The organism is Bacillus cereus group sp. MYBK216-1, assembly GCF_051916495.1.
GTDB lineage: Bacteria > Bacillota > Bacilli > Bacillales > Bacillaceae_G > Bacillus_A > Bacillus_A thuringiensis_K.
Window position 1 is genome coordinate 44,622 of sequence record NZ_JBQAGT010000008.1, and the last position, 19,195, is coordinate 63,816.

A 19,195-nucleotide genomic window follows, 5' to 3' on the forward strand; every position below is an offset into this window, starting at 1 on the left:
TTACCTAATTACAACATAATGCTTACGATAATTGCAGATAAAATACTAACGAGAGTAGCTCCATATAGTAATTTAAGGCCAAACCTCGCAACAACGTTTCCTTGTTCTTCGTTTAGTCCTTTTACCGCACCTGAAATAATACCAATGGAAGAAAAATTGGCAAAAGACACAAGGAAAATAGAAATAATACCAACTGTACGGGGAGAAAGGCTATTAGAAATTTTACTAAGGTCCATCATTGCGACAAATTCATTCGTTACAAGCTTTGTTGCCATAATACTGCCAGCTGCGACAATTTCAGAACTTGGTACACCGATAAGGAATGCGATAGGTGCAAATACATAGCCGATTAATTGTTGGAACGTAATACCGAATATAATGAGGAACAGGTCATTAATACAACTAATTAATGCGACGAACCCGATGAGCATAGCGCCGACAACAATGGCTACACGAAAACCATCAAGAATGTATTCTCCAAGCATTTCAAAAAAGCTTTGTTTTTCACCTTTGATTTCTAAAATATCTTCGTCATCTTTAACGTCGTAAGGGTTAATGATGAGTACGATAATAAAACCGCTAAATAAATTGAGAACGAGTGCAGTTACTACATATTTAGGTTCAATCATTGTCATATAGGCACCTACGATAGACATAGATACGGTTGACATAGCAGAGGCACAAAGTGTATAAAGACGGTGTTTTGGAATTTGAGCTAATTGCTTTTTCACTGTAATGAAAACTTCGGATTGGCCGACAATGGCAGAAGCAATAGCGTTGTAAGATTCTAATTTCCCAAGACCATTTATTTTACTAAGAAAGTACCCGATCCAATGAATGAAAAATGGTAGTATTTTGAAATGTTGTAATATACCAATTAAAACAGAAATAAAGACGATTGGTAATAATACATTAAGGAAAAATGGCATTTCACCTTTATTTGCAAGTCCACCAAATACGAAATTTATTCCATCAGCAGCATACTCGAGTAGTTTGGTAAACAAACTGGAAATGATTCTAATAAGTATGAGGCCGATTTCTGTATTTAATAGTAAATAGGTTAAAATTAACTGTATAATGAGCATGATAAAAATTGGTTTAAATTTAATATGCTTCTTATTATTGCTAGCGATATAAGCGAGCAAGAAAACAACAATTAGTCCGACGAAAAAAGTAATGAATTTCATGGTAAGCCCCCTAAAAGAGATATTCTGCTATATATGTTTTTCATTTCAAGGGAGAATATGCATCTTTGGTAAAGAAAGGAATAGAGAGAGTATGAATATATGTAGAGTGCATCACGTTGCAATTATTTGTTCGAATTATGAGACGTCAAAGGATTTTTATACTAGAATATTAGGGTTTAAAGAAATGAATGAAGTATATAGAAAGGAACGAGATTCTTATAAATTAGATTTATGTGTAGGAGAAGAGTATCAAATCGAATTATTTTCATTTTCAAATCCACCTGAGCGCAAAAGTTTTCCAGAAGCAGCCGGTCTTAGACATTTAGCATTTGCTGTTACAAATATAGAAGAAGCTATGAAGCATTTAAATCAATGTGGTGTTGAGACCGAACCGATCCGTATTGATGAAATAACGGGGAAGAAATTCGTCTTTTTCCAAGACCCTGATGCTTTACCTTTAGAATTGTATGAGGTTTGAAAATTGGTGGATTTTATATAGAGTTGCTGTCCAATAATTGAAGAAACTAAAGTGAAACTTCTTTTTAAAAAGGAGGTGTAACTTTAGCTAAGAAAGCTAAAGAGCATATGTGGATATTTTAAAATTATTGATGGTAGTCCTTCTTATTGGGTTAACAGCATTTTTTGTGGCTGTTGAATTTGCAATTATTAAGGTACGTAGCAGTCGTATTGATCAACTCGTTAGTGAAAAAAGACGAGGTGCACTGGCAGCAAAAAAGGTAACTACAAATTTAGATGAATATTTATCGGCCTGTCAGCTAGGTATTACAATTACTGCTTTAGGGCTCGGGTGGTTAGGGGAACCAACTATTAAACATTTACTCGAACCGTTGTTTTTAAAATTGCAATTCTCACCTGCAATTTCTAGTACAGTTTCATTTATTATTGCCTTTGCAGTAATTACATTTTTACATGTTGTCATTGGGGAACTTGCTCCAAAGACATTTGCTATACAAAAAGCAGAACAAGTTAGCTTATTGTTATCGAAACCACTTATTTATTTTTACCGAGTTATGTATCCGTTTATTTGGGCTTTGAATGGTTCAGCGAGGGTTGTAACTGGTTTATTCGGATTACATCCAGCTTCTGAACATGAAGTAGCTCATTCAGAAGAAGAATTAAGGTTAATCTTATCTGAGAGCTATGAGAGCGGAGAGATTAACCAAAGGGAATTTAAATATGTAAATAATATTTTTGAATTTGATAATAGAGTAGCAAAAGAAATTATGGTACCTCGTACGGAAGTTGTAGGCTTATATGAGGACGAACCATTTGAAACACATATTAAAGTAATCGCGCAAGAAAAGTACACGAGATATCCTGTATTTGGTGAAGATAAAGATGAAATTATTGGGATGGTTAATGTAAAAGATTTATTTATTCGGTATATGGATGGTAATCGGGACGAGGAGTGCTCGATTATGCCATATACAAGGCCAGTTATTGAAGTGCTAGAAAATATTCCGATTCATGATTTACTATTACAAATGCAAAGAAAACACATTCCATTAGCTGTATTGTATGATGAATATGGTGGTACAGCAGGGATTGTTACACTAGAAGATATTTTAGAAGAAATTGTTGGAGAAATTCGAGATGAATACGATGAAGATGAGAATCCACCTATAGAGCATGTAAGTGAAGGTTATAAAATCGTAGAGGGAAAAGTGCTTATTAGTGAAGTAAATGATTTGCTTGGCATACATTTAATTGCTGATGATGTAGATACAATTGGTGGCTGGATTATGGTACAAAAACAAATCGTTGCTGAAGGAGATATTATTGAGAAACACGGTTTTTATTTTAAAGTCCTTGAAAAGGATATGCATCAAATTAAACGAGTGGAAATAAGGAAAGTAGAAGAATGATTTTCTATAAACTTTAATAAAAAGGATATACAGAAAAATAAATGTTTGCGCTTTCAAAAAAGGTGCTATATAGTGAAGGTGGATACTGAAAAATTCTTCTGAATGATACTCGTGTTTTTAGAGGGCGGATTTTTTGGATAAGGATTTAGAATGAAAAAGTATAGGTGATAAAAATGATAGCAACGAAGGATATACGTATAGAAAAAGATTTTTTAGGTGAAAAAGAAGTACCAAGTGCAGCTTATTATGGTGTACAAACATTACGTGCCGTAGAAAACTTCCCAATTACAGGATATCGCATTCATCCATCACTCATTACAGCAATGGCAATTGTGAAAAAAGCGGCGGCGCTTGCGAATATAGACACTGGTTACTTAGCTAAAGACATTGGACATGAAATTGCAGAAGCAGCGCAAGAAATTGTTGATGGAAAGTTTCATGATCAATTTATCGTGGATCCTATTCAAGGCGGAGCCGGAACTTCTATTAATATGAATACAAATGAAGTAATTGCGAATAGAGCGTTAGAACGTATGGGATATGAAAAAGGTGCGTATGCGAAAATTAGCCCAAACACTCATGTGAACATGGCCCAATCAACGAACGATGCGTTTCCAACAGGGATTCATATTGCAACTCTTATGATGTTAGAAAAGCTTCTTATAACAATGGAAGAACTTCATTCTGCTTTTCGTAAAAAAGCAAAAGAGTTTGATCACGTTATTAAAATGGGACGCACACATTTACAAGATGCAGTTCCAATTCGCCTTGGACAAGAATTTGAAGCGTATAGCCGAGTGCTTGCGCGTGATATAAAAAGAATTAAACAGTCTCGTCAACATTTATATGAAGTGAATATGGGCGCGACGGCTGTTGGTACAGGATTAAATGCAAATCCTACGTATATTGAACAAGTGGTAAAACATTTAAGAACGTTTAGTGGACTCCCACTTGTTGGTGCAGAGCATTTAGTTGATGCAACGCAAAATACAGATGCATACACAGAAGTATCTGCAGCACTTAAAGTATGTATGATGAACATGTCTAAAATTGCAAACGATCTTCGTATTATGGCGTCTGGACCACGTGTTGGGTTAGCTGAAATTCAATTGCCAGCACGTCAGCCAGGTTCATCGATTATGCCAGGTAAAGTAAATCCAGTTATGGCAGAAGTGATTAACCAAGTCGCATTCCAAGTAATCGGAAACGATCATACAATTTGCTTAGCATCAGAAGCAGGACAATTAGAGTTAAATGTAATGGAGCCTGTACTTGTATTTAATTTAATTCAATCTATTAGTATTATGAATAATGGATTCCGTGTATTCCGTGAATATTGTATTGAAGGAATTACAGCAAATGAAGAATTGCTGAAGCGATATGTTGAGAAAAGTGTTGGAATTATTACAGCAGTTAATCCTCATATTGGTTATGAAGCAGCATCTCGTATTGCACGTGAAGCAATTGAAACAGGAAAATCTGTTAGAGAGTTATGTTTAGAACATGGTGTACTGACTGAAGAGGAATTGGATATTATTTTAGATCCATTCGAAATGACTCACCCTGAAATTGCTGGAGCTTCTTTATTAAAAAATAAAAAAATGTAATGTGAAAAACACCGATCCATTTGGATCGGTGTTTTATTTTTAAAAGATATTAAATACAGCGTTTAATTGAAGTAAGCTAATAACAGCTAAGAAGATTAAACTGTATTTCATTGCTGTTTTAAATAGAGCAGATTCTTTACCAACTAGTCCAACTGCGGCACAAGCAACTGCTACAGATTGTGGTGAAACCATTTTTGCCATTGTACCACCTACTACGTTTAAGGCAACGAGTGTAGAAGGAACGATGTTTAACTGGTCTGCTGTTACTGCTTGAAGTGGTGCGAATAAAGAACCACTTGAAACTACTGAACCTGTAATGAATACGCCAATCCATCCTAAGATTGGAGAAAGAACTGGGAATGCATTACCAGTAGAAGAGAATGCAAGTCCAAGTGTAGATGACATACCAGAGTAGTTCTCTACGTAAGCCAAAGCGATAACGCTACAAATTGTATATACTGGAGCTTTTAATTCTTTCATTGTTTCAATCATTAATTCTTTAACCATTTTACCTTTTACGCGGTAAACAATAAGTGAAACGATAATTGCTAGTACAATCGCAGTAGTTGTAGAAGAGAATACATCAAATTTGAAAACAGCTGCGAAAGGTGTATCAGCTTTTGTAATTGGTGTAGTTTTCATAACAGCATTATGAAGACCAGGGAACTGAATGTTAAATACTAAGTTTGCTAACGCACCATCTGGAGCAAATAAAGCTTTAATCGGTTTTAAGTTAAAGATTGTTACAAATGCAGTTAAGAATACGAATGGAGACCAAGCATATAAAATTTGATTGAATGTATGTGATACTTTAGTTTCTTGTTTTTCTTCTTTAGTAGAAGATTTTGGTTGCCAAACACGTAAGAATAATGCAAGAGCAATCATACTTACAACTGCTGCGAAAATATTAGTAAGTTCTGCACCTAAGAAGTAAGTTACAGCGAATTGAGTAATAGCGAAAGAAACACCACTTACAAGAATACCTTGCCAAGTTTCTTTAATACCTTTAATTCCATCGACCATTGAAACAAGTAAGAAAGGTAAAATAATACTAATGAAAGGTAAAATAAGAACAGTTTGACGACCAATAGTTAATGCGTCAAGTTGAGTTAATTGTGCTGGCACTGTAACTGGAATACCCATAGCACCCATAGCACCACCAGCAATATTAGCTACTAAACAAATACCTGCTGCTTTTAATGGATTAAAGCCCATACCCACAAGTAGTGCAGCTGTAATAGCAACTGGAACCCCTAGACCAGCTGCGCCTTCTAAGAAAGCACCGAAAGAATAAGCGATTAATAATACTTGTAAACGTTGATCATTTGTAATGCTTGAAATACTATCGCGAATAATATTGAATTGCTCTGTTTTAACAGTTAATTTGTAAAGGAAAATTGCGGCGATAACGATAGTACAAATTGGATAAAATCCAGATAAAACACCGAATCCGGCAGATGCTACAGCTACTGTTGCTGGCATTTTATAAACAAATATTGCAAGGATAATAGCGACGATCACACTATAAAGACCAGCCATGTAACTTTTCATTTTGAATCCCATTAAACAAATGATGAAACAAAAGATTGGAAGTGCTGCGATTAGTGCAGATAACCAAATATTGTTTAATGGGTCATAAATTTGTGTCCAAGTACTCATAATAATGACAACTCCTATCTATTATATGTGAAGAAATTCACATTATTTGTGAAACTATTCACAATCAACTTACATGCTTAGTATATTCTCCTTCAACACTATTGTCAACGTAAAAAAGTATAATTATTCCATAATAGTGTTAAAAGAAAAGCTTTGTTCATAAAGTAGACAAAAAACACACTCAAATGAATTTAAGTGTGCTGTATAAACTATTTGCATATTATTTTGCTTATTCAGATGGCATGTTCTCTGGTGTATATTAGATGCTGTCTTTTATATCGAGTATAAAGTTTAATATATGCATTTATCTGTCCTGTTTGATTTAGTGAGGGAGGCACGTTGAGTGGATTTAATAGGAAGTTTTGCACAACAGTCCAACCGCTTGCAATACGAATAAAAAATTAGAAACAAATTTTTAATATCACATCATCTCTTTTTACTGAAAATTCCTTTTAACGTAACAAAGAGGTTAATTATAGTTCAACTACATTACGATAGGTTATCAATTATAGACGGTATTTTACAATACCGTTACTGTGCATTTCAATGAGGTGAAAATATAACAAAAAGCCTGATAAAACAACGTTTGCAAGCAAAGTATTCGTAGGCCATTATTTTGCTTTTTCGTTATATCATATAGTATAATATTCAAAATCAGCAAGGATTTTTTCCTGAATTTTTGCTGATAAAGATGGAAAAATTTTTCGGCTTTATAGGTTGATAAAGTTATGTCGTAACAGGAAATATAAGAACAGATATATAAATAAATAAAAAGAACATAAAAACGCAAATAAAAACGAAAATGAGGGGAACTTTATGAGCCAAAATCAATTCGAATGTCGTATTTCAGAAGAAGATGTACAAATGTTAAGAGCGTTAGCTCACCCACTTCGTCTACGTCTAGTAATGGAACTTATGCAAAGAGGAACATGTAATGTAACACAACTACAGGAAGTATTAGAAATTCCGCAATCAACGGTTTCACAACATTTAACGAAGTTAAAGCAAAATAAAGTAGTGCGCTTTGAAAGACGAGGATTAGAAGTGTATTATCAAATTCATAATGATAAAGTAAGTGCGGTAGTAAAAACATTATTTTCATAAAATTTGAATATTGTGGAAAAAGACGTATGTAATATACGTCTTTTTTTATTTGTCAGAAAGGTAGCGAGAGAGTAAATATTAGCATGTGAGGAAGAAATGACTATTAATCAACATGCTGCCTTACCGAATATATTCTAAAAGGAAAAGAAAAAATAGAAAGGAGTGTAGTAAGCAAAAGGAGGGATAGTAGTATGGATGTGAAACGTGTGAAACAAATCTTATCTTCTTCAAGTAGAATTGACGTTACATATGAGGGCGTACCAGTATGGATTGAGAGCTGTGATGAGCAGAAGGGGAGTGCTCAAGTGTATGATGTATCTAATCCTGGTGAGAGCGTTCATGTGGACGTGACAGCTTTAGAGGAGAAATAATAAAAAAGACGCTTCTAATTTTAGAAGCGTCTTTTTTTTATTCCATCATATGTGCAATTTTCTTAGAGAACATCAGAAGTACTAATCCCAGTACAATTACGATAATACCGATGCTTGCGAATACTTCTAAATATCCTAAAGATTGAGTGAAAGCGGCTAATTGTCCTGCTAATAAGTTTGCGAAGCCAGTACCAGCTAACCATACACCCATTAATAATGATGCTAATTTAACAGGAGCGATTGCACTTACCATAGATAATCCGATTGGTGATAAGAATAACTCACCGATTGTGTGGAACATGTAAGTGAATACAATGAATAGTAAATTTGCTTTCATTGTAATGTTACCTTCATCGCTACCAGTTTTTAAAACAGCTAAAGTTAGAACTAAATATCCAATCCCTAGTAAAATCATGCCTAATGCCATTTTTGTTGGGATTTTCAAATCACCATTTTTTGTTTTTGAAAGCTTAATCCATAACGCAGAAACAGGTAATGCTAGTAAGATAATGAATAGTGGGTTTACAGATTGGAACCAAGGTGTTGGAATTGTAAATCCACCGATTGTACGATCTACGAACTTATCTGTGTAAAGTGTTAAAGAACTACCAGCTTGCTCAAATCCTGCCCAGAAGAATACTACGAAACAAGTTAAAATTAAAATTGCAGCAGTACGTTTTTTCTCTTGTGTTGTTAAAGGTTTTTTCTCAATTGCTTTTGCATTTTTTTCTTTAGATTGTTTACCTACAACAGTTGTTCCGATAGACCCTAAGTAACGAGGTGCTAAGAAATTAAAGGCAAGCTGCCCAATAATCATACCGATACAAGCTGTTAAGAAACCGTATCTATAATCTGCGAAGTAACCGCAAATGAATGGAGCGATAAGAGCTCCTAAGTTAATCCCCATGTAGAAGATAGTGAAGGCACTATCACGACGAGAATCATTTTCGCTATATAATTGACCTAATAAAGTCGAAATATTTGGTTTGAAGAATCCGTTACCAATAACTAATAATCCTAATCCTAAGAAAAGTCCAGTTTTTGTGTTCATTGAGAATAATACAAAGTTACCAATTGCCATGATGATACCACCAATAGTAATGGCATGTCGCTTCGTAATGAAATGGTCAGTTAACCAACCACCAATAATAGGTGTGAAATATACAAGCATTGTGAAAATACCGTAAATTTGAACTGCAACTGCTTTATCAAATCCTAAACCGCCGCTTACTAAGCTCGTTGTTAAATAAAGAACTAATAAGCCACGCATTCCGTAATAACTAAATCTTTCCCACGCCTCTGTAAAGAACAACAAGTATAACCCTGGTGGATGTTTTTTTGGTGATTGTTGCTCTCCAGCTTTGTCTAATTTTAAAGCTGCATCCATTTTTGTTTCCCCCTAATCCTGTATAACGGATATTTATGTAATCATTTTAATTTACAAAATATTTAGAAGTCAATAGAATTATATGGAAATAGAAAGAAAATTTCTAAAAAAGTTCTATTTTTCTTCAACCGTTACTGTATTTTGCCCTGAAAACGAGATGATAAGCGTTTTCAAATGTAATAATTGAATTCTAAAAGAAAATAAAATAGTGATTAATCAGAAAAATTAGATTAAAAAAATATTCTGATATAAAGAAAATATACTCTATTTACTTTTATAATATAACATATTGGGAATAAAAATACAAAACGAAATAATGTGACATTTAAGTGAATTGAAAAATAACCAGCTCCATAGAAGGGAGCTGGTTAAGGAAATATTATTTAACAAAGCGCTTTTCGATGTCATCTAGTAATAGGTTAGCAGCCATTACACCGCCAGCTGTATTCCAAATAACATCGTCGACTTTGTATGCTTTACCATTCTTTACGGCATTTAAATTTTTAAATAGAGGATCGTTTATATATTCTTTTTCTAGTTCAGATCCTTTTTTCTCATTTCCTTTATCGAATGTGAAGTAGAATAATACGTCACCATCCATAGCAGAAATACGCTCTTTAGATACGTTACGCTCTGCAAAATCATCTTTATTTTGATCTCCAGGACGTTTAAATCCAAGTTCTTTTAAAATAACACCAGAGAATGTATCGCCATGATAAATACGAACATCACCAGGCATGAAACGAACCATAGAGATTTCTTGATTTACTTTATCGCCAAGTTTGCCTTTTAAATCTTTCATACGTGATTCGTAATCAGCTACAACTTTTTGACCTTCTTTTTCTTTATTTAATGCTTTTGCATAAAATTTGAAGTTATCTTTCCATTCACCACGTAATGTTTCTGAGAACACAGTAGGTGCAATTGCTTTTAGTTGTTCGTACACTTTTTCGTGGCGCATTTTGTTACCGATAATTAAGTCTGGTTTTAAAGAAGCGATTGTTTCAACGTTAACTTGTCCTTCATCACCAACAACTTTTACATCTTTCATTTTATCCTTAATATGTGGATACCATGGGTCACCAGTCCAAGACTTTACAGCACCAACTGGTTTCACACCTAATTCAAGTAAAGCTTCAGTTCCTTCATTTGTTAAGATAACTACACGTTTTGGATTAGCAGGAACTTCTGTTTTACCCATTGCATGTTCTACAGTAACCACTTCTTTTTTAGTATCTTCTTTTGGAGATTCTTCTTTGTTATTTGATTTTCCACAAGCGCTTAAAAGCATTGAAAATGCTAGTAAAAATACAAATACTGTAAACGATTTCTTCCGCATGAAATTCATTATGTACCCCCTATATGTTGAGAATATTTTTCAATAGCAAGCATGATATTAAGCCTTTATCTTTTAATTGTCAATATATATGGGTGAAAATAATTCTCATTTCCGTTGACAATGAGAATTAAGTTGAAATACACTAACAACGTATCATTATACATTGAAGGGGAAACGCTGCATGTTATTAAAAACAAATCGAGCAAAATGGATTGGATTATTTGTTGGAATCATTGCAGTCGTCATTTGTATTTGGGGAAGTATTATTTTCGGATATACAAATACGAGTTGGAAACTAGCATTGGATGCTTTTTTCCATTTTAACGGTTCCAATGAACATATTATTATTGAAAATGTACGTCTGCCTAGGGCGTTAATTGCAGCTAGTGTTGGTGCTAGTTTAGCCATTGCTGGTTGTCTTATGCAAACTTTAACGAAGAATCCACTTGCTTCTCCAGATTTTATTGGATTAAATTCAGGTGCTGCGTTCTTCATAGTTGTAGCAATTGTAATCTTTTCCGTGACATCATTATCAGCTTTCACATGGATTGCTTTTTTAGGAGCGGCGGTTGCAGCTGTACTTGTATTTGCTTCTAGTTCTTTAGGAAAAGAAGGGACTACTCCTCTTAAGTTAACGTTAGCAGGGGTCGCAATTAGTGCGTTATTTTCATCATTAACACAAGGATTACTTGTGTTAAATGAAAAAGCACTTGAAGAGGTATTATTTTGGCTTGCTGGATCTGTGCAAGGGAGAAAGTTAGAAATTTTACAATCTGTATTCCCGTATTTATTAATAGGATGGATTGCATCTCTTATGATGGCAGGGAAAGTAAATACATTGATGATGGGAGAAGACGTCGCGAAAGGACTTGGACAACGAACAATTTTAATGAAATCGTTCGTGTTACTTATTATTGTACTGTTGTCTGGTGGTTCAGTTGCGGTTGCTGGCCCAATTGGATTTATTGGAATTATTACTCCGCATTTTGCTAGATTTCTTGTTGGAGTTGACCACAGATGGAGAGTGCCCTATAGCGGATTGTTAGGTGCAATACTACTAATATTGGCTGATATAGCAGCAAGATATGTCATTATGCCACAAGAAGTACCAGTGGGAGTTATGACAGCATTTATTGGAGCACCGTTCTTTATTTATATTGCACGTAAGAGAGGGCTTAGCAAATGAAGAAATATATTCCGTTTCGTATAGGAAAAGGCGAGCTCTCGTTTTTAATGTATAAACGAGCTTGTCTCGTCTTGTTAAGTTTACTAGTTGTTTTAATAGGATTATTCTTTGCGAGCGCAGGTATGGGAGACATGAAAATTGCTCCTTATGACGTATGGCAAGCAATTACCGGAAATGGCGATGCGATGTCTAACATGGTTGTAAATAAGTTTCGTATGCCACGTATTTTAATTGCTATCCTTGTAGGAATTGCGCTTGCGGTAGCGGGCTGTATTTTACAAGGGCTCGTTCGAAATCCACTTGCTTCTCCTGATATCATCGGGATTACGGGCGGGGCAAGTGTCGCAGTTGTATTATTTTTAGCGCTATTTAGTGATAAAAATAATGCACTAACGGTAAGTATTCATTATATGCCGCTCGCAGCTTTTGCAGGAGCAACGATTGTAGCGGTTTTTGTATACTTATTTGCATGGAAAAATGATGGATTATCACCAATTAGTCTCGTTTTAATTGGTGTTGGATTTTGGGCATTAACGAAGGCGGCAACGACTTTGTTTATGTTATTAGCACCAATTTATCAAGCGAGTCAAGCGAATGTATGGATTACAGGTACCGTTTACGGATCTTCTTGGCAAAATGTTATGGTACTTGCGCCTTGGGTTCTCATTTTAACAGTAATATCATTTATCGCAGCTAGGCATTTAAATGCACAAGAGCTAGGGGATGATATAGCGGTAGGACTTGGGGTTCCTTTAACAAAGTCGCGTGTATTTATGTTATTACTTAGTACAGCTTTAATTGGTGGTGCGGTAGCTTTTGCCGGAGGGATTGGATTTGTCGGTTTAATGGCACCACATATTTCACGAAGATTAGTTGGTTCTTTATACGGTGCATTACTCCCAGTTGCAGCTATTGTCGGTGCAATTCTAGTACTTGCTGCAGATTTAATAGGGCGTACAATTTTCACACCACTTGAAATTCCAGCAGGGGTATTTACATCAGCAATTGGTGCACCTTATTTTATTTATTTACTTTATAAAAGTCGGAATTCATAAAGGGAGATGAATATGCAAAAAGCATTGGAGACGAAACGCTTGACGTTGTCTTATGGTGAAACAATTATTATTGATGAGCTGAACTTAGAAATTCCAAAAGGAGAAATTACAATTTTTATTGGTTCTAACGGTTGCGGGAAATCAACTTTATTACGTTCACTAGCCAGATTATTAAAGCCAACAAATGGTGATATTTTGTTAGATAATCAAGCAATTCAAAGTATGCAAACGAAGCAAATTGCTCGTCAAATGGCGATTTTACCGCAAGGACCACAAGCACCAGAAGGACTTACAGTATTACAACTTGTAAAGCAAGGGCGTTATCCATATCAAACATGGCTGAAGCAATGGTCAGAAAAAGACGAGGAAATGGTACAGAAGGCACTTGCAGCAACAGGTATGACAGAATTTGCTGAGCGAGATGTGCATGCCCTTTCAGGTGGACAACGTCAACGTGCTTGGATCGCAATGACACTTGCACAAGATACAGATATTATTTTACTGGATGAGCCAACTACATACTTAGATATGACTCACCAAATTGAAGTGCTAGATTTATTATTCGAATTAAATGAAACAGAACAAAGAACAATTGTTATGGTATTACATGATCTAAATTTGGCATGCCGCTATGCAGATAACATTGTAGCAATTCAAGATAAACAAATATATGCACAAGGTAAACCTGAAGAAGTGGTAGATGAGAAACTAGTACGTGATGTATTCCGAATGGAGTGTCAAATTAGTACGGATCCGTTGTTTGGAACACCACTTTGTATCCCGCACGGAAGAGGAAGACGTGTAGTTAAAGAAGTTGCCCAGGCAATGAGATAAAAAAACGATGAGTGATTCATCGTTTTTTTTTATTTTGTACAAGAAAATAAGAGAAAGAGAGGAATTCGTAAGCGACGTTTATACTCTTCTTCATTTTGAAAATAGGTTGAATTTGGTGTAGCTTCTTTTAATGATGTAATGGTAAATCCAGCTTGCTGTAATAATGTGAAATACTGTTCCGTTGTACGATGATATTTAATAACTTCTTGGTCAATCCATGGTTCAACCCGTTTGCCTAGTTTAAAGTAATCATCGACGAGCCAACTCGTTCTTTTACCACTTGTTTGTAAGCTTTCAAACGAAGAAGTAATTACGGGATGTTGAACGCTAAAGGTAAAGGTGCCATTTGTTTTTAAAGTTTGAAACACTTTTTGAAAAATGGTATCAAGATGTTCAATATAATGTAAGGCGAGTCTAGATGTTACTAAATCAAAAGTGGAAGAGGGGTAGGTATAATCTTTGAGGTTTAAAAAATGAACAGATCCATTTTTATTTTCTAGTTGTTTTTTAGCTTTTTCATACATAAGTTCGGAGCCTTCAATGCCGGTGTAAGAGTGGCATCCCTTTTCTAATAATTCCGCGCCAAACTTAGCGTCACCACAGCCTAAATCGAGAATTTGTTTTCCTTGTACATGACCAATGAGCTGAAAGAATACTGGTTTTTCAATGGATTCATTTGGGCTATTTTCTCGGTATCTTCGTTTCATATATTGTTCGAAAAATGCTGTGTTATTGTATACATCAGATTCTGTAAATGCCATGTTTGAAACCTCCCGAAATATTTTTTTAATTCTATCAAATATGAAAAGTAAATGATAGATTTATTGTAATGAATCATATATAATCTAAAATTGTAAGCGGTTACTTTAAACTATTTTTCTATAATAAATTCTGAAAACGTGTTAAGCTAGTAGAGGGATTATTGGAACTATTAAGACAATAAATCGCTTACATGAACGATGGGAGGCTTCACGATGTCTAGTAAAACACTTGCGAAATTTTTAGAAGAAAATTTAGAGGATTTAAAATCAAAGGGGCTTTATAACGTAATTGATCCGCTTGAGAGTTCAAATGGACCGATCATTACAATTGGCGGAAAAGAATATATTAACTTATCTTCAAACAACTATCTTGGATTAGCAACAGATAGCCGTTTGCAAGAAGCAGCAATTGGTGCAATTCATAAGTACGGTGTTGGGGCAGGAGCTGTTCGTACAATTAACGGTACTTTAGATTTGCATATTAAATTAGAAGAGACAATTGCAAAGTTTAAACATACAGAAGCAGCAATTGCTTACCAATCAGGATTTAACTGTAATATGGCAGCGATTTCAGCCGTTATGGATAAAAATGATGCAATTCTTTCAGACGAATTAAACCATGCTTCTATTATTGATGGTAGTCGTCTATCAAAAGCCAAAATTATTGTTTATAAACATTCGGATATGGAAGATTTACGCCAAAAAGCAATCGCGGCGAAAGAATCAGGTCTTTACAATAAATTAATGGTAATTACAGACGGTGTCTTCTCAATGGACGGAGATGTTGCGAAATTACCAGAAATTGTTGAGATTGCAGAAGAATTAGATTTAATGACATATGTAGACGATGCACACGGTTCAGGCGTACTTGGAAAAGGTGCAGGAACTGTAAAGCACTTCGGTCTATCTGATAAAGTTGATTTCCAAATTGGTACATTATCAAAAGCAATTGGGGTAATTGGTGGATATGTAGCAGGGAAACAAAACTTAATTGACTGGTTAAAAGTTCGTTCACGTCCATTCTTATTCTCTACAGCATTAACACCAGCTGATGCAGCTGCATGTATGCGATCCATTGAAATTTTAATGGAAAGCACAGAGCTACATGATCGTTTATGGGAAAATGGCCGCTACTTGAAACAAGGATTAAAAGAACTTGGCTTTAACATTGGGGAAAGTGAAACGCCAATTACACCTTGTATTATTGGTGACGAAGTGTTAACACAAGAGTTTAGTAAACGTCTAAATGAGGAAGGCGTATACGCAAAATCTATCGTGTTCCCAACTGTAGCTAAAGGAACAGGTCGTGTTCGTAATATGCCTACAGCAGCTCATACGAAAGAAATGTTAGATGAAGCAATTCGTAAGTATGAAAAAGTAGGAAAAGAAATGGGCATCATTTAAGTAACGACATCTTTTGAATAGCTTGCAAATGAGGAGTGGGGAAAATGAAAAAAATTCTAGTAACCGGTTCTTTAGGGCAAATTGGTTCTGAATTAGTAATGAAACTTCGTGATGTATACGGCGCATCAAATGTTATTGCAACAGATATTCGTGAAACAGATAGTGAAGTAGTAACATCTGGTCCATTTGAAACGTTAGATGTAACAGATGGACAAAAACTACATGATATCGCAAAGCGTAATGAAGTAGATACAATTATTCATTTAGCAGCTTTACTTTCAGCAACAGCAGAAAAAAATCCGTTATTTGCATGGAATTTAAATATGGGTGGACTTGTAAATGCATTAGAAGCAGCTCGTGAATTAAACTGTAAGTTCTTCACGCCAAGTTCTATCGGTGCATTCGGTCCATCGACGCCAAAAGATAATACACCGCAAGATACAATTCAGCGTCCTACTACGATGTATGGGGTGAACAAAGTAGCAGGAGAATTACTATGTGATTATTATCATCAAAAGTTTGGCGTAGATACGCGCGGTGTCCGTTTCCCAGGTTTAATTTCTTACGTAGCTCCTCCAGGAGGCGGAACGACTGATTATGCAGTTGAAATTTATTATGAGGCGATTAAAAAAGGTGCATACACCTCATACATTGCTGAAGGAACATATATGGACATGATGTATATGCCTGATGCTTTACAAGCAATCATTTCATTAATGGAAGCTGATCCAAGTAAGCTAGTGCATAGAAATGCATTTAACATTACAGCAATGAGCTTCGAGCCAGAGCAAATTGCAGCGTCAATTCGTAAACACATTCCGACGTTTACAATGGATTATGCAGTAGATCCAGCTCGTCAAACAATCGCTGATAGCTGGCCAAACTCTATTGACGCAACTGCAGCAATGAAAGAGTGGGGCTTTAAAGCAGAATACGATTTAGACAAAATGACAACTGACATGCTGGATAAGTTAAAAAAAAAGCTCACAGCTGGGTTAGTGATGAATTAATAGGAAGGGTCGATTCTTAGGAATCGGCTCTTCATCATTTTGGGAGGGAGAGAAGTCTTGTGCAAAGAGTTGACGTTGTATATGCACTAATACATGACGAAGAAACAGATAAAATATTAATGGTACATAATGTAGAACAAAATGTTTGGTCATTGCCAGGCGGGGCTGTGGAAAAAGGTGAAATATTAGAGGAAGCACTAATAAGAGAAGTGAAAGAAGAGACAGGTTTAACTGCTACGTTAGGTGGACTTGTTGCGATCAATGAAAAATTCTTTGAAGAATCAGGGAATCATGCACTATTTTTTACATTCCGAGCGAATGTAGTAAAAGGTGAACTTATTGCGGAAGATGAAGGTGAAATTTCTGCAATAGAGTGGGTGGATCGAAAAATTGTGAATGAGCGTTTCCCATACTATGACGCAGGATTTGAATCTTTATTAGAAGTAGCCATTCCGTACAAGTTTCAACCAGAAACAAAGTAATTGAACGAAAAAATAGGAGCCACAAGGCTCCTATTTTCTATTCAATCGTCTTCAGTAATAGTTTTTTCAGCAATGGTTTAATCTTCAATCGTAAATCTTCAGCATGATTTGCAACTAAGAAGTGATGGTTATAAATGTTTTTCATCAATTGATAAGTTGCTTCTTTCGCTTCGCCTTCTTCGATGAAGATACCGATTACTTCCATACCACTTTTACGCGCGAGTTTAACAGCTTCATGCGTATCTAAAATTCCGTCTTGTTGATAGTCTAGCGCAGAAGGCTCACCGTCTGTGAAGACTAGTAAGAATTTATGTTTCTCAGGTCTTTTGGCAAGTTTTTCAGAAACGATACGAATAATATATCCGTCGCGGTTATCTTCTTCTTCACGAAGTTGCATAATTTCTGGACCAACGTTTGGTAACGTTGAGTTTTTATAATTTACAACTTCATGGATAACGTTTGGTTTATCTTCAGGTTTAGCGCTAGAGGCATCTTCCCAAAATCCGCTAATAGCGTGTGGGATTTTTAAAGATTTTAAAGCTTCATGGAATAGTACAACACTCTTCTTCGTTTCTTCCATTTTGTTATACATAGAACCAGAACAGTCAACTAACAGTTGGAATGCAACATCGAGTTCTTGTGACTCTTGTCCTTTTTTATAAAACATACGCGGTTGTTTTTCGGTATAAATACGAAGGAATTTCTTACGAAGTCTTCCGTAATATTTATCGCTATTCGCATTCGTTTTATTTTCAATTGTTTTTTCGATAATTTTCTTTAATTCTTTTACATCTTTATTAACGACTGATTTGATAGCTTGGTAATCTTTTTTCTCATCTGAGTTTGGTTTGCGAGCTTCTTTAAATGTATGAGAAGCACCTACATTATACTTACCGTATGCACCGTCGTGCTGGCTAGAAGCGTGTGAAGCCCTTGCTTCTTCTGTATCAGCGCCATCAAAGTTGGATTGTGTACTTTTTTGTGAAGTACCTTGTACAGAACCAAGTGCTTGGTCGCCATCTTCTGATTCACGGGCAGTATCACCCATCATATTAGTTTTTGTTCCGCTTTCTAATTCAAAGCGTAAAAAGTTCTCGTTTTCGTTATTTTTATTTTCACGATGCCATGTGGAGAAACTTTCATCCATTTTGTTTTTATTTTCATCGTCATCTATAAGCTGCGTATCATCATTTGCTAAATCTTCGACGCGACAGTTCTTTTCGTCTGCAAGGACAGATAAGTAAAGTGGAGCATGTCCGAAATAGTTGTTAAGCATATCACTTTCAAGAAGCGCCTCTAAGCGATAGCGAATTTTCTCAACGATATACATAATATCTTCTGTGTTACGTGCTTGGAATGTTTCATGTAAAATCGCTTCAATTTGCTCAAAATATTCATTATTAAACATTTCATATTTATCGCTCGTTAATGAAAGATAGCATAGGCAAAATAGACGATCACCGTGATAATTACGAACGCGGTTTATTTCATTTTGAGAGCCGAAATAGTTGCGGTACATTTCTTTTCGACGTTTAAAAACATGCTTCGTGCCAGGACGTAAGTTCTTTACGATTTCCTCAACGCGTAAATCTTCTAATAGAACAAATAATTGTGTTAAAAACTTTTTTAGGGGCGATTCTTGCAATTCAATCGCATAAGAACGAATTAAAGTCATGTCCGAGTAATGTTTATTACCAAGTGCTTTTAAGAACACTTCGCTTTTTAATCCGATTACTGTATCTTCTTCTTTTCGATCATCCCAAAAGTGACTAATGACAACTTTCTTTTCAATTTCGTCGTAGTATGCTTTATAGCCATATTCAAGATAGGCATCGTCTTCTTTTAGAAGGGCATACATTAAATTTTCCATTTGTAGAAACAGCGACGCATCAATTTTTTTGTCACTAAAAATTTGTCTCATAA

General features: G+C 35.3%; 17 protein-coding genes. 11 read left to right on the forward strand and 6 right to left on the reverse strand.

Translation table 11 applies throughout. The features are described 5' to 3' along the window. Positions 1-8 precede the first annotated feature (8 nt). Positions 9-1,187, reverse strand: a complete 1,179-nt coding sequence (locus ACTFRH_RS23505) for a NupC/NupG family nucleoside CNT transporter (protein ID WP_000668863.1) — start codon at positions 1,185-1,187, stop codon at positions 9-11. Between the two features lie 91 nt (positions 1,188-1,278). On the opposite strand from ACTFRH_RS23505, the gene gloA2 reads away from it, so the two are divergent. From gloA2 to aspA, 3 genes are all read left to right on the forward strand, one after another. Then, positions 1,279-1,665: an SMU1112c/YaeR family gloxylase I-like metalloprotein gene (gene gloA2 / locus ACTFRH_RS23510; RefSeq protein ID WP_001017680.1), complete on the forward strand. Its 387-nt coding sequence runs from the start codon at positions 1,279-1,281 to the stop codon at positions 1,663-1,665. A 109-nt stretch (positions 1,666-1,774) separates the two neighbouring features. Further along, a complete protein-coding gene (locus ACTFRH_RS23515) occupies positions 1,775-3,073 on the forward strand; it encodes a hemolysin family protein (RefSeq protein WP_000353331.1) in 1,299 nt (432 codons plus the stop codon). 173 nt (positions 3,074-3,246) lie between these two features. Next, positions 3,247-4,680, forward strand: a complete 1,434-nt coding sequence (gene aspA / locus ACTFRH_RS23520) for an aspartate ammonia-lyase (RefSeq protein ID WP_440048815.1) — start codon at positions 3,247-3,249, stop codon at positions 4,678-4,680. Positions 4,681-4,719: 39 nt separating this feature from the next. Here the strand turns inward: aspA and ACTFRH_RS23525 are convergent, their stop codons facing one another. Continuing rightward, entirely contained in the window at positions 4,720-6,339 is a 1,620-nt protein-coding gene (locus ACTFRH_RS23525; protein ID WP_000109096.1) for an L-lactate permease, read from the reverse strand. Between the two features lie 816 nt (positions 6,340-7,155). On the opposite strand from ACTFRH_RS23525, the gene ACTFRH_RS23530 reads away from it, so the two are divergent. Next, positions 7,156-7,443 carry an ArsR/SmtB family transcription factor gene (locus ACTFRH_RS23530; RefSeq protein WP_000081428.1) on the forward strand — a complete coding sequence of 96 codons (288 nt, stop codon included), beginning with the start codon at positions 7,156-7,158 and terminating at the stop codon, positions 7,441-7,443. A gap of 191 nt (positions 7,444-7,634) precedes the next feature. Further along, positions 7,635-7,814, forward strand: coding sequence for an acid-soluble spore protein H (locus ACTFRH_RS23535; protein ID WP_000382679.1), 180 nt, complete (start codon positions 7,635-7,637; stop codon positions 7,812-7,814). A 37-nt stretch (positions 7,815-7,851) separates the two neighbouring features. On the opposite strand, the gene ACTFRH_RS23540 is transcribed toward ACTFRH_RS23535, so the two are convergent. Together ACTFRH_RS23540 and ACTFRH_RS23545 are read right to left on the reverse strand one after the other, a co-directional pair. After that, positions 7,852-9,201, reverse strand: coding sequence for a peptide MFS transporter (locus tag ACTFRH_RS23540; RefSeq protein ID WP_000338314.1), 1,350 nt, complete (start codon positions 9,199-9,201; stop codon positions 7,852-7,854). Positions 9,202-9,580: 379 nt separating this feature from the next. Beyond that, complete coding sequence (locus ACTFRH_RS23545) at positions 9,581-10,549, reverse strand: ABC transporter substrate-binding protein (RefSeq protein WP_001010268.1); 969 nt, start codon at positions 10,547-10,549, stop codon at positions 9,581-9,583. 172 nt (positions 10,550-10,721) lie between these two features. On the opposite strand from ACTFRH_RS23545, the gene ACTFRH_RS23550 reads away from it, so the two are divergent. The 3 genes from ACTFRH_RS23550 to ACTFRH_RS23560 are packed head-to-tail and all read left to right on the forward strand — an operon-like array spanning position 10,722 to position 13,615. Next, positions 10,722-11,726 (forward strand): FecCD family ABC transporter permease, encoded by a 1,005-nt coding sequence (locus ACTFRH_RS23550; protein ID WP_000925225.1) that lies wholly within the window; start codon positions 10,722-10,724, stop codon positions 11,724-11,726. Beyond that, entirely contained in the window at positions 11,723-12,781 is a 1,059-nt protein-coding gene (locus tag ACTFRH_RS23555) for a FecCD family ABC transporter permease (RefSeq protein ID WP_000760057.1), read from the forward strand. The genes ACTFRH_RS23550 and ACTFRH_RS23555 overlap by 4 nt, the downstream gene beginning before the upstream one ends. A gap of 12 nt (positions 12,782-12,793) precedes the next feature. Further along, positions 12,794-13,615 (forward strand): ABC transporter ATP-binding protein, encoded by an 822-nt coding sequence (locus tag ACTFRH_RS23560; RefSeq protein ID WP_001167953.1) that lies wholly within the window; start codon positions 12,794-12,796, stop codon positions 13,613-13,615. Positions 13,616-13,644: 29 nt separating this feature from the next. Here the strand turns inward: ACTFRH_RS23560 and ACTFRH_RS23565 are convergent, their stop codons facing one another. Further along, complete coding sequence (locus ACTFRH_RS23565; protein WP_000885967.1) at positions 13,645-14,376, reverse strand: class I SAM-dependent DNA methyltransferase; 732 nt, start codon at positions 14,374-14,376, stop codon at positions 13,645-13,647. A 213-nt stretch (positions 14,377-14,589) separates the two neighbouring features. On the opposite strand from ACTFRH_RS23565, the gene ACTFRH_RS23570 reads away from it, so the two are divergent. Genes ACTFRH_RS23570 through ACTFRH_RS23580 form a run of 3 tightly spaced genes read left to right on the forward strand, consistent with a single transcriptional unit; the run spans position 14,590 to position 17,272 of the window. Further along, the gene (locus ACTFRH_RS23570) at positions 14,590-15,780 is read left to right on the forward strand and encodes a glycine C-acetyltransferase (RefSeq protein ID WP_000095906.1); all 1,191 of its coding nucleotides are present in this window, start codon (positions 14,590-14,592) and stop codon (positions 15,778-15,780) included. Between the two features lie 44 nt (positions 15,781-15,824). Beyond that, positions 15,825-16,790, forward strand: a complete 966-nt coding sequence (locus ACTFRH_RS23575; protein WP_000723128.1) for an L-threonine 3-dehydrogenase — start codon at positions 15,825-15,827, stop codon at positions 16,788-16,790. Between the two features lie 59 nt (positions 16,791-16,849). Next, positions 16,850-17,272 (forward strand): NUDIX hydrolase, encoded by a 423-nt coding sequence (locus ACTFRH_RS23580; RefSeq protein ID WP_001189943.1) that lies wholly within the window; start codon positions 16,850-16,852, stop codon positions 17,270-17,272. Positions 17,273-17,309: 37 nt separating this feature from the next. Here ACTFRH_RS23580 and ACTFRH_RS23585 read toward each other — a convergent pair whose 3' ends face one another. After that, positions 17,310-19,193, reverse strand: coding sequence for a vWA domain-containing protein (locus ACTFRH_RS23585; RefSeq protein ID WP_001248851.1), 1,884 nt, complete (start codon positions 19,191-19,193; stop codon positions 17,310-17,312). Positions 19,194-19,195 lie beyond the last annotated feature (2 nt).

Coding starts and splice junctions, on each gene's coding strand:
- ACTFRH_RS23505 (WP_000668863.1), bottom strand. CDS start 1,187: ATGAAATTCATTACTTTTTTCGTCGGACTAATTGTTGTTTTCTTGCTC.
- gloA2 (WP_001017680.1), top strand. CDS start 1,279: ATGAATATATGTAGAGTGCATCACGTTGCAATTATTTGTTCGAATTAT.
- aspA (WP_440048815.1), top strand. CDS start 3,247: ATGATAGCAACGAAGGATATACGTATAGAAAAAGATTTTTTAGGTGAA.
- ACTFRH_RS23525 (WP_000109096.1), bottom strand. CDS start 6,339: ATGAGTACTTGGACACAAATTTATGACCCATTAAACAATATTTGGTTA.
- ACTFRH_RS23530 (WP_000081428.1), top strand. CDS start 7,156: ATGAGCCAAAATCAATTCGAATGTCGTATTTCAGAAGAAGATGTACAA.
- ACTFRH_RS23535 (WP_000382679.1), top strand. CDS start 7,635: ATGGATGTGAAACGTGTGAAACAAATCTTATCTTCTTCAAGTAGAATT.
- ACTFRH_RS23540 (WP_000338314.1), bottom strand. CDS start 9,201: ATGGATGCAGCTTTAAAATTAGACAAAGCTGGAGAGCAACAATCACCA.
- ACTFRH_RS23545 (WP_001010268.1), bottom strand. CDS start 10,549: ATGAATTTCATGCGGAAGAAATCGTTTACAGTATTTGTATTTTTACTA.
- ACTFRH_RS23550 (WP_000925225.1), top strand. CDS start 10,722: ATGTTATTAAAAACAAATCGAGCAAAATGGATTGGATTATTTGTTGGA.
- ACTFRH_RS23555 (WP_000760057.1), top strand. CDS start 11,723: ATGAAGAAATATATTCCGTTTCGTATAGGAAAAGGCGAGCTCTCGTTT.
- ACTFRH_RS23560 (WP_001167953.1), top strand. CDS start 12,794: ATGCAAAAAGCATTGGAGACGAAACGCTTGACGTTGTCTTATGGTGAA.
- ACTFRH_RS23565 (WP_000885967.1), bottom strand. CDS start 14,376: ATGGCATTTACAGAATCTGATGTATACAATAACACAGCATTTTTCGAA.
- ACTFRH_RS23570 (WP_000095906.1), top strand. CDS start 14,590: ATGTCTAGTAAAACACTTGCGAAATTTTTAGAAGAAAATTTAGAGGAT.
- ACTFRH_RS23575 (WP_000723128.1), top strand. CDS start 15,825: ATGAAAAAAATTCTAGTAACCGGTTCTTTAGGGCAAATTGGTTCTGAA.
- ACTFRH_RS23585 (WP_001248851.1), bottom strand. CDS start 19,193: ATGAGACAAATTTTTAGTGACAAAAAAATTGATGCGTCGCTGTTTCTA.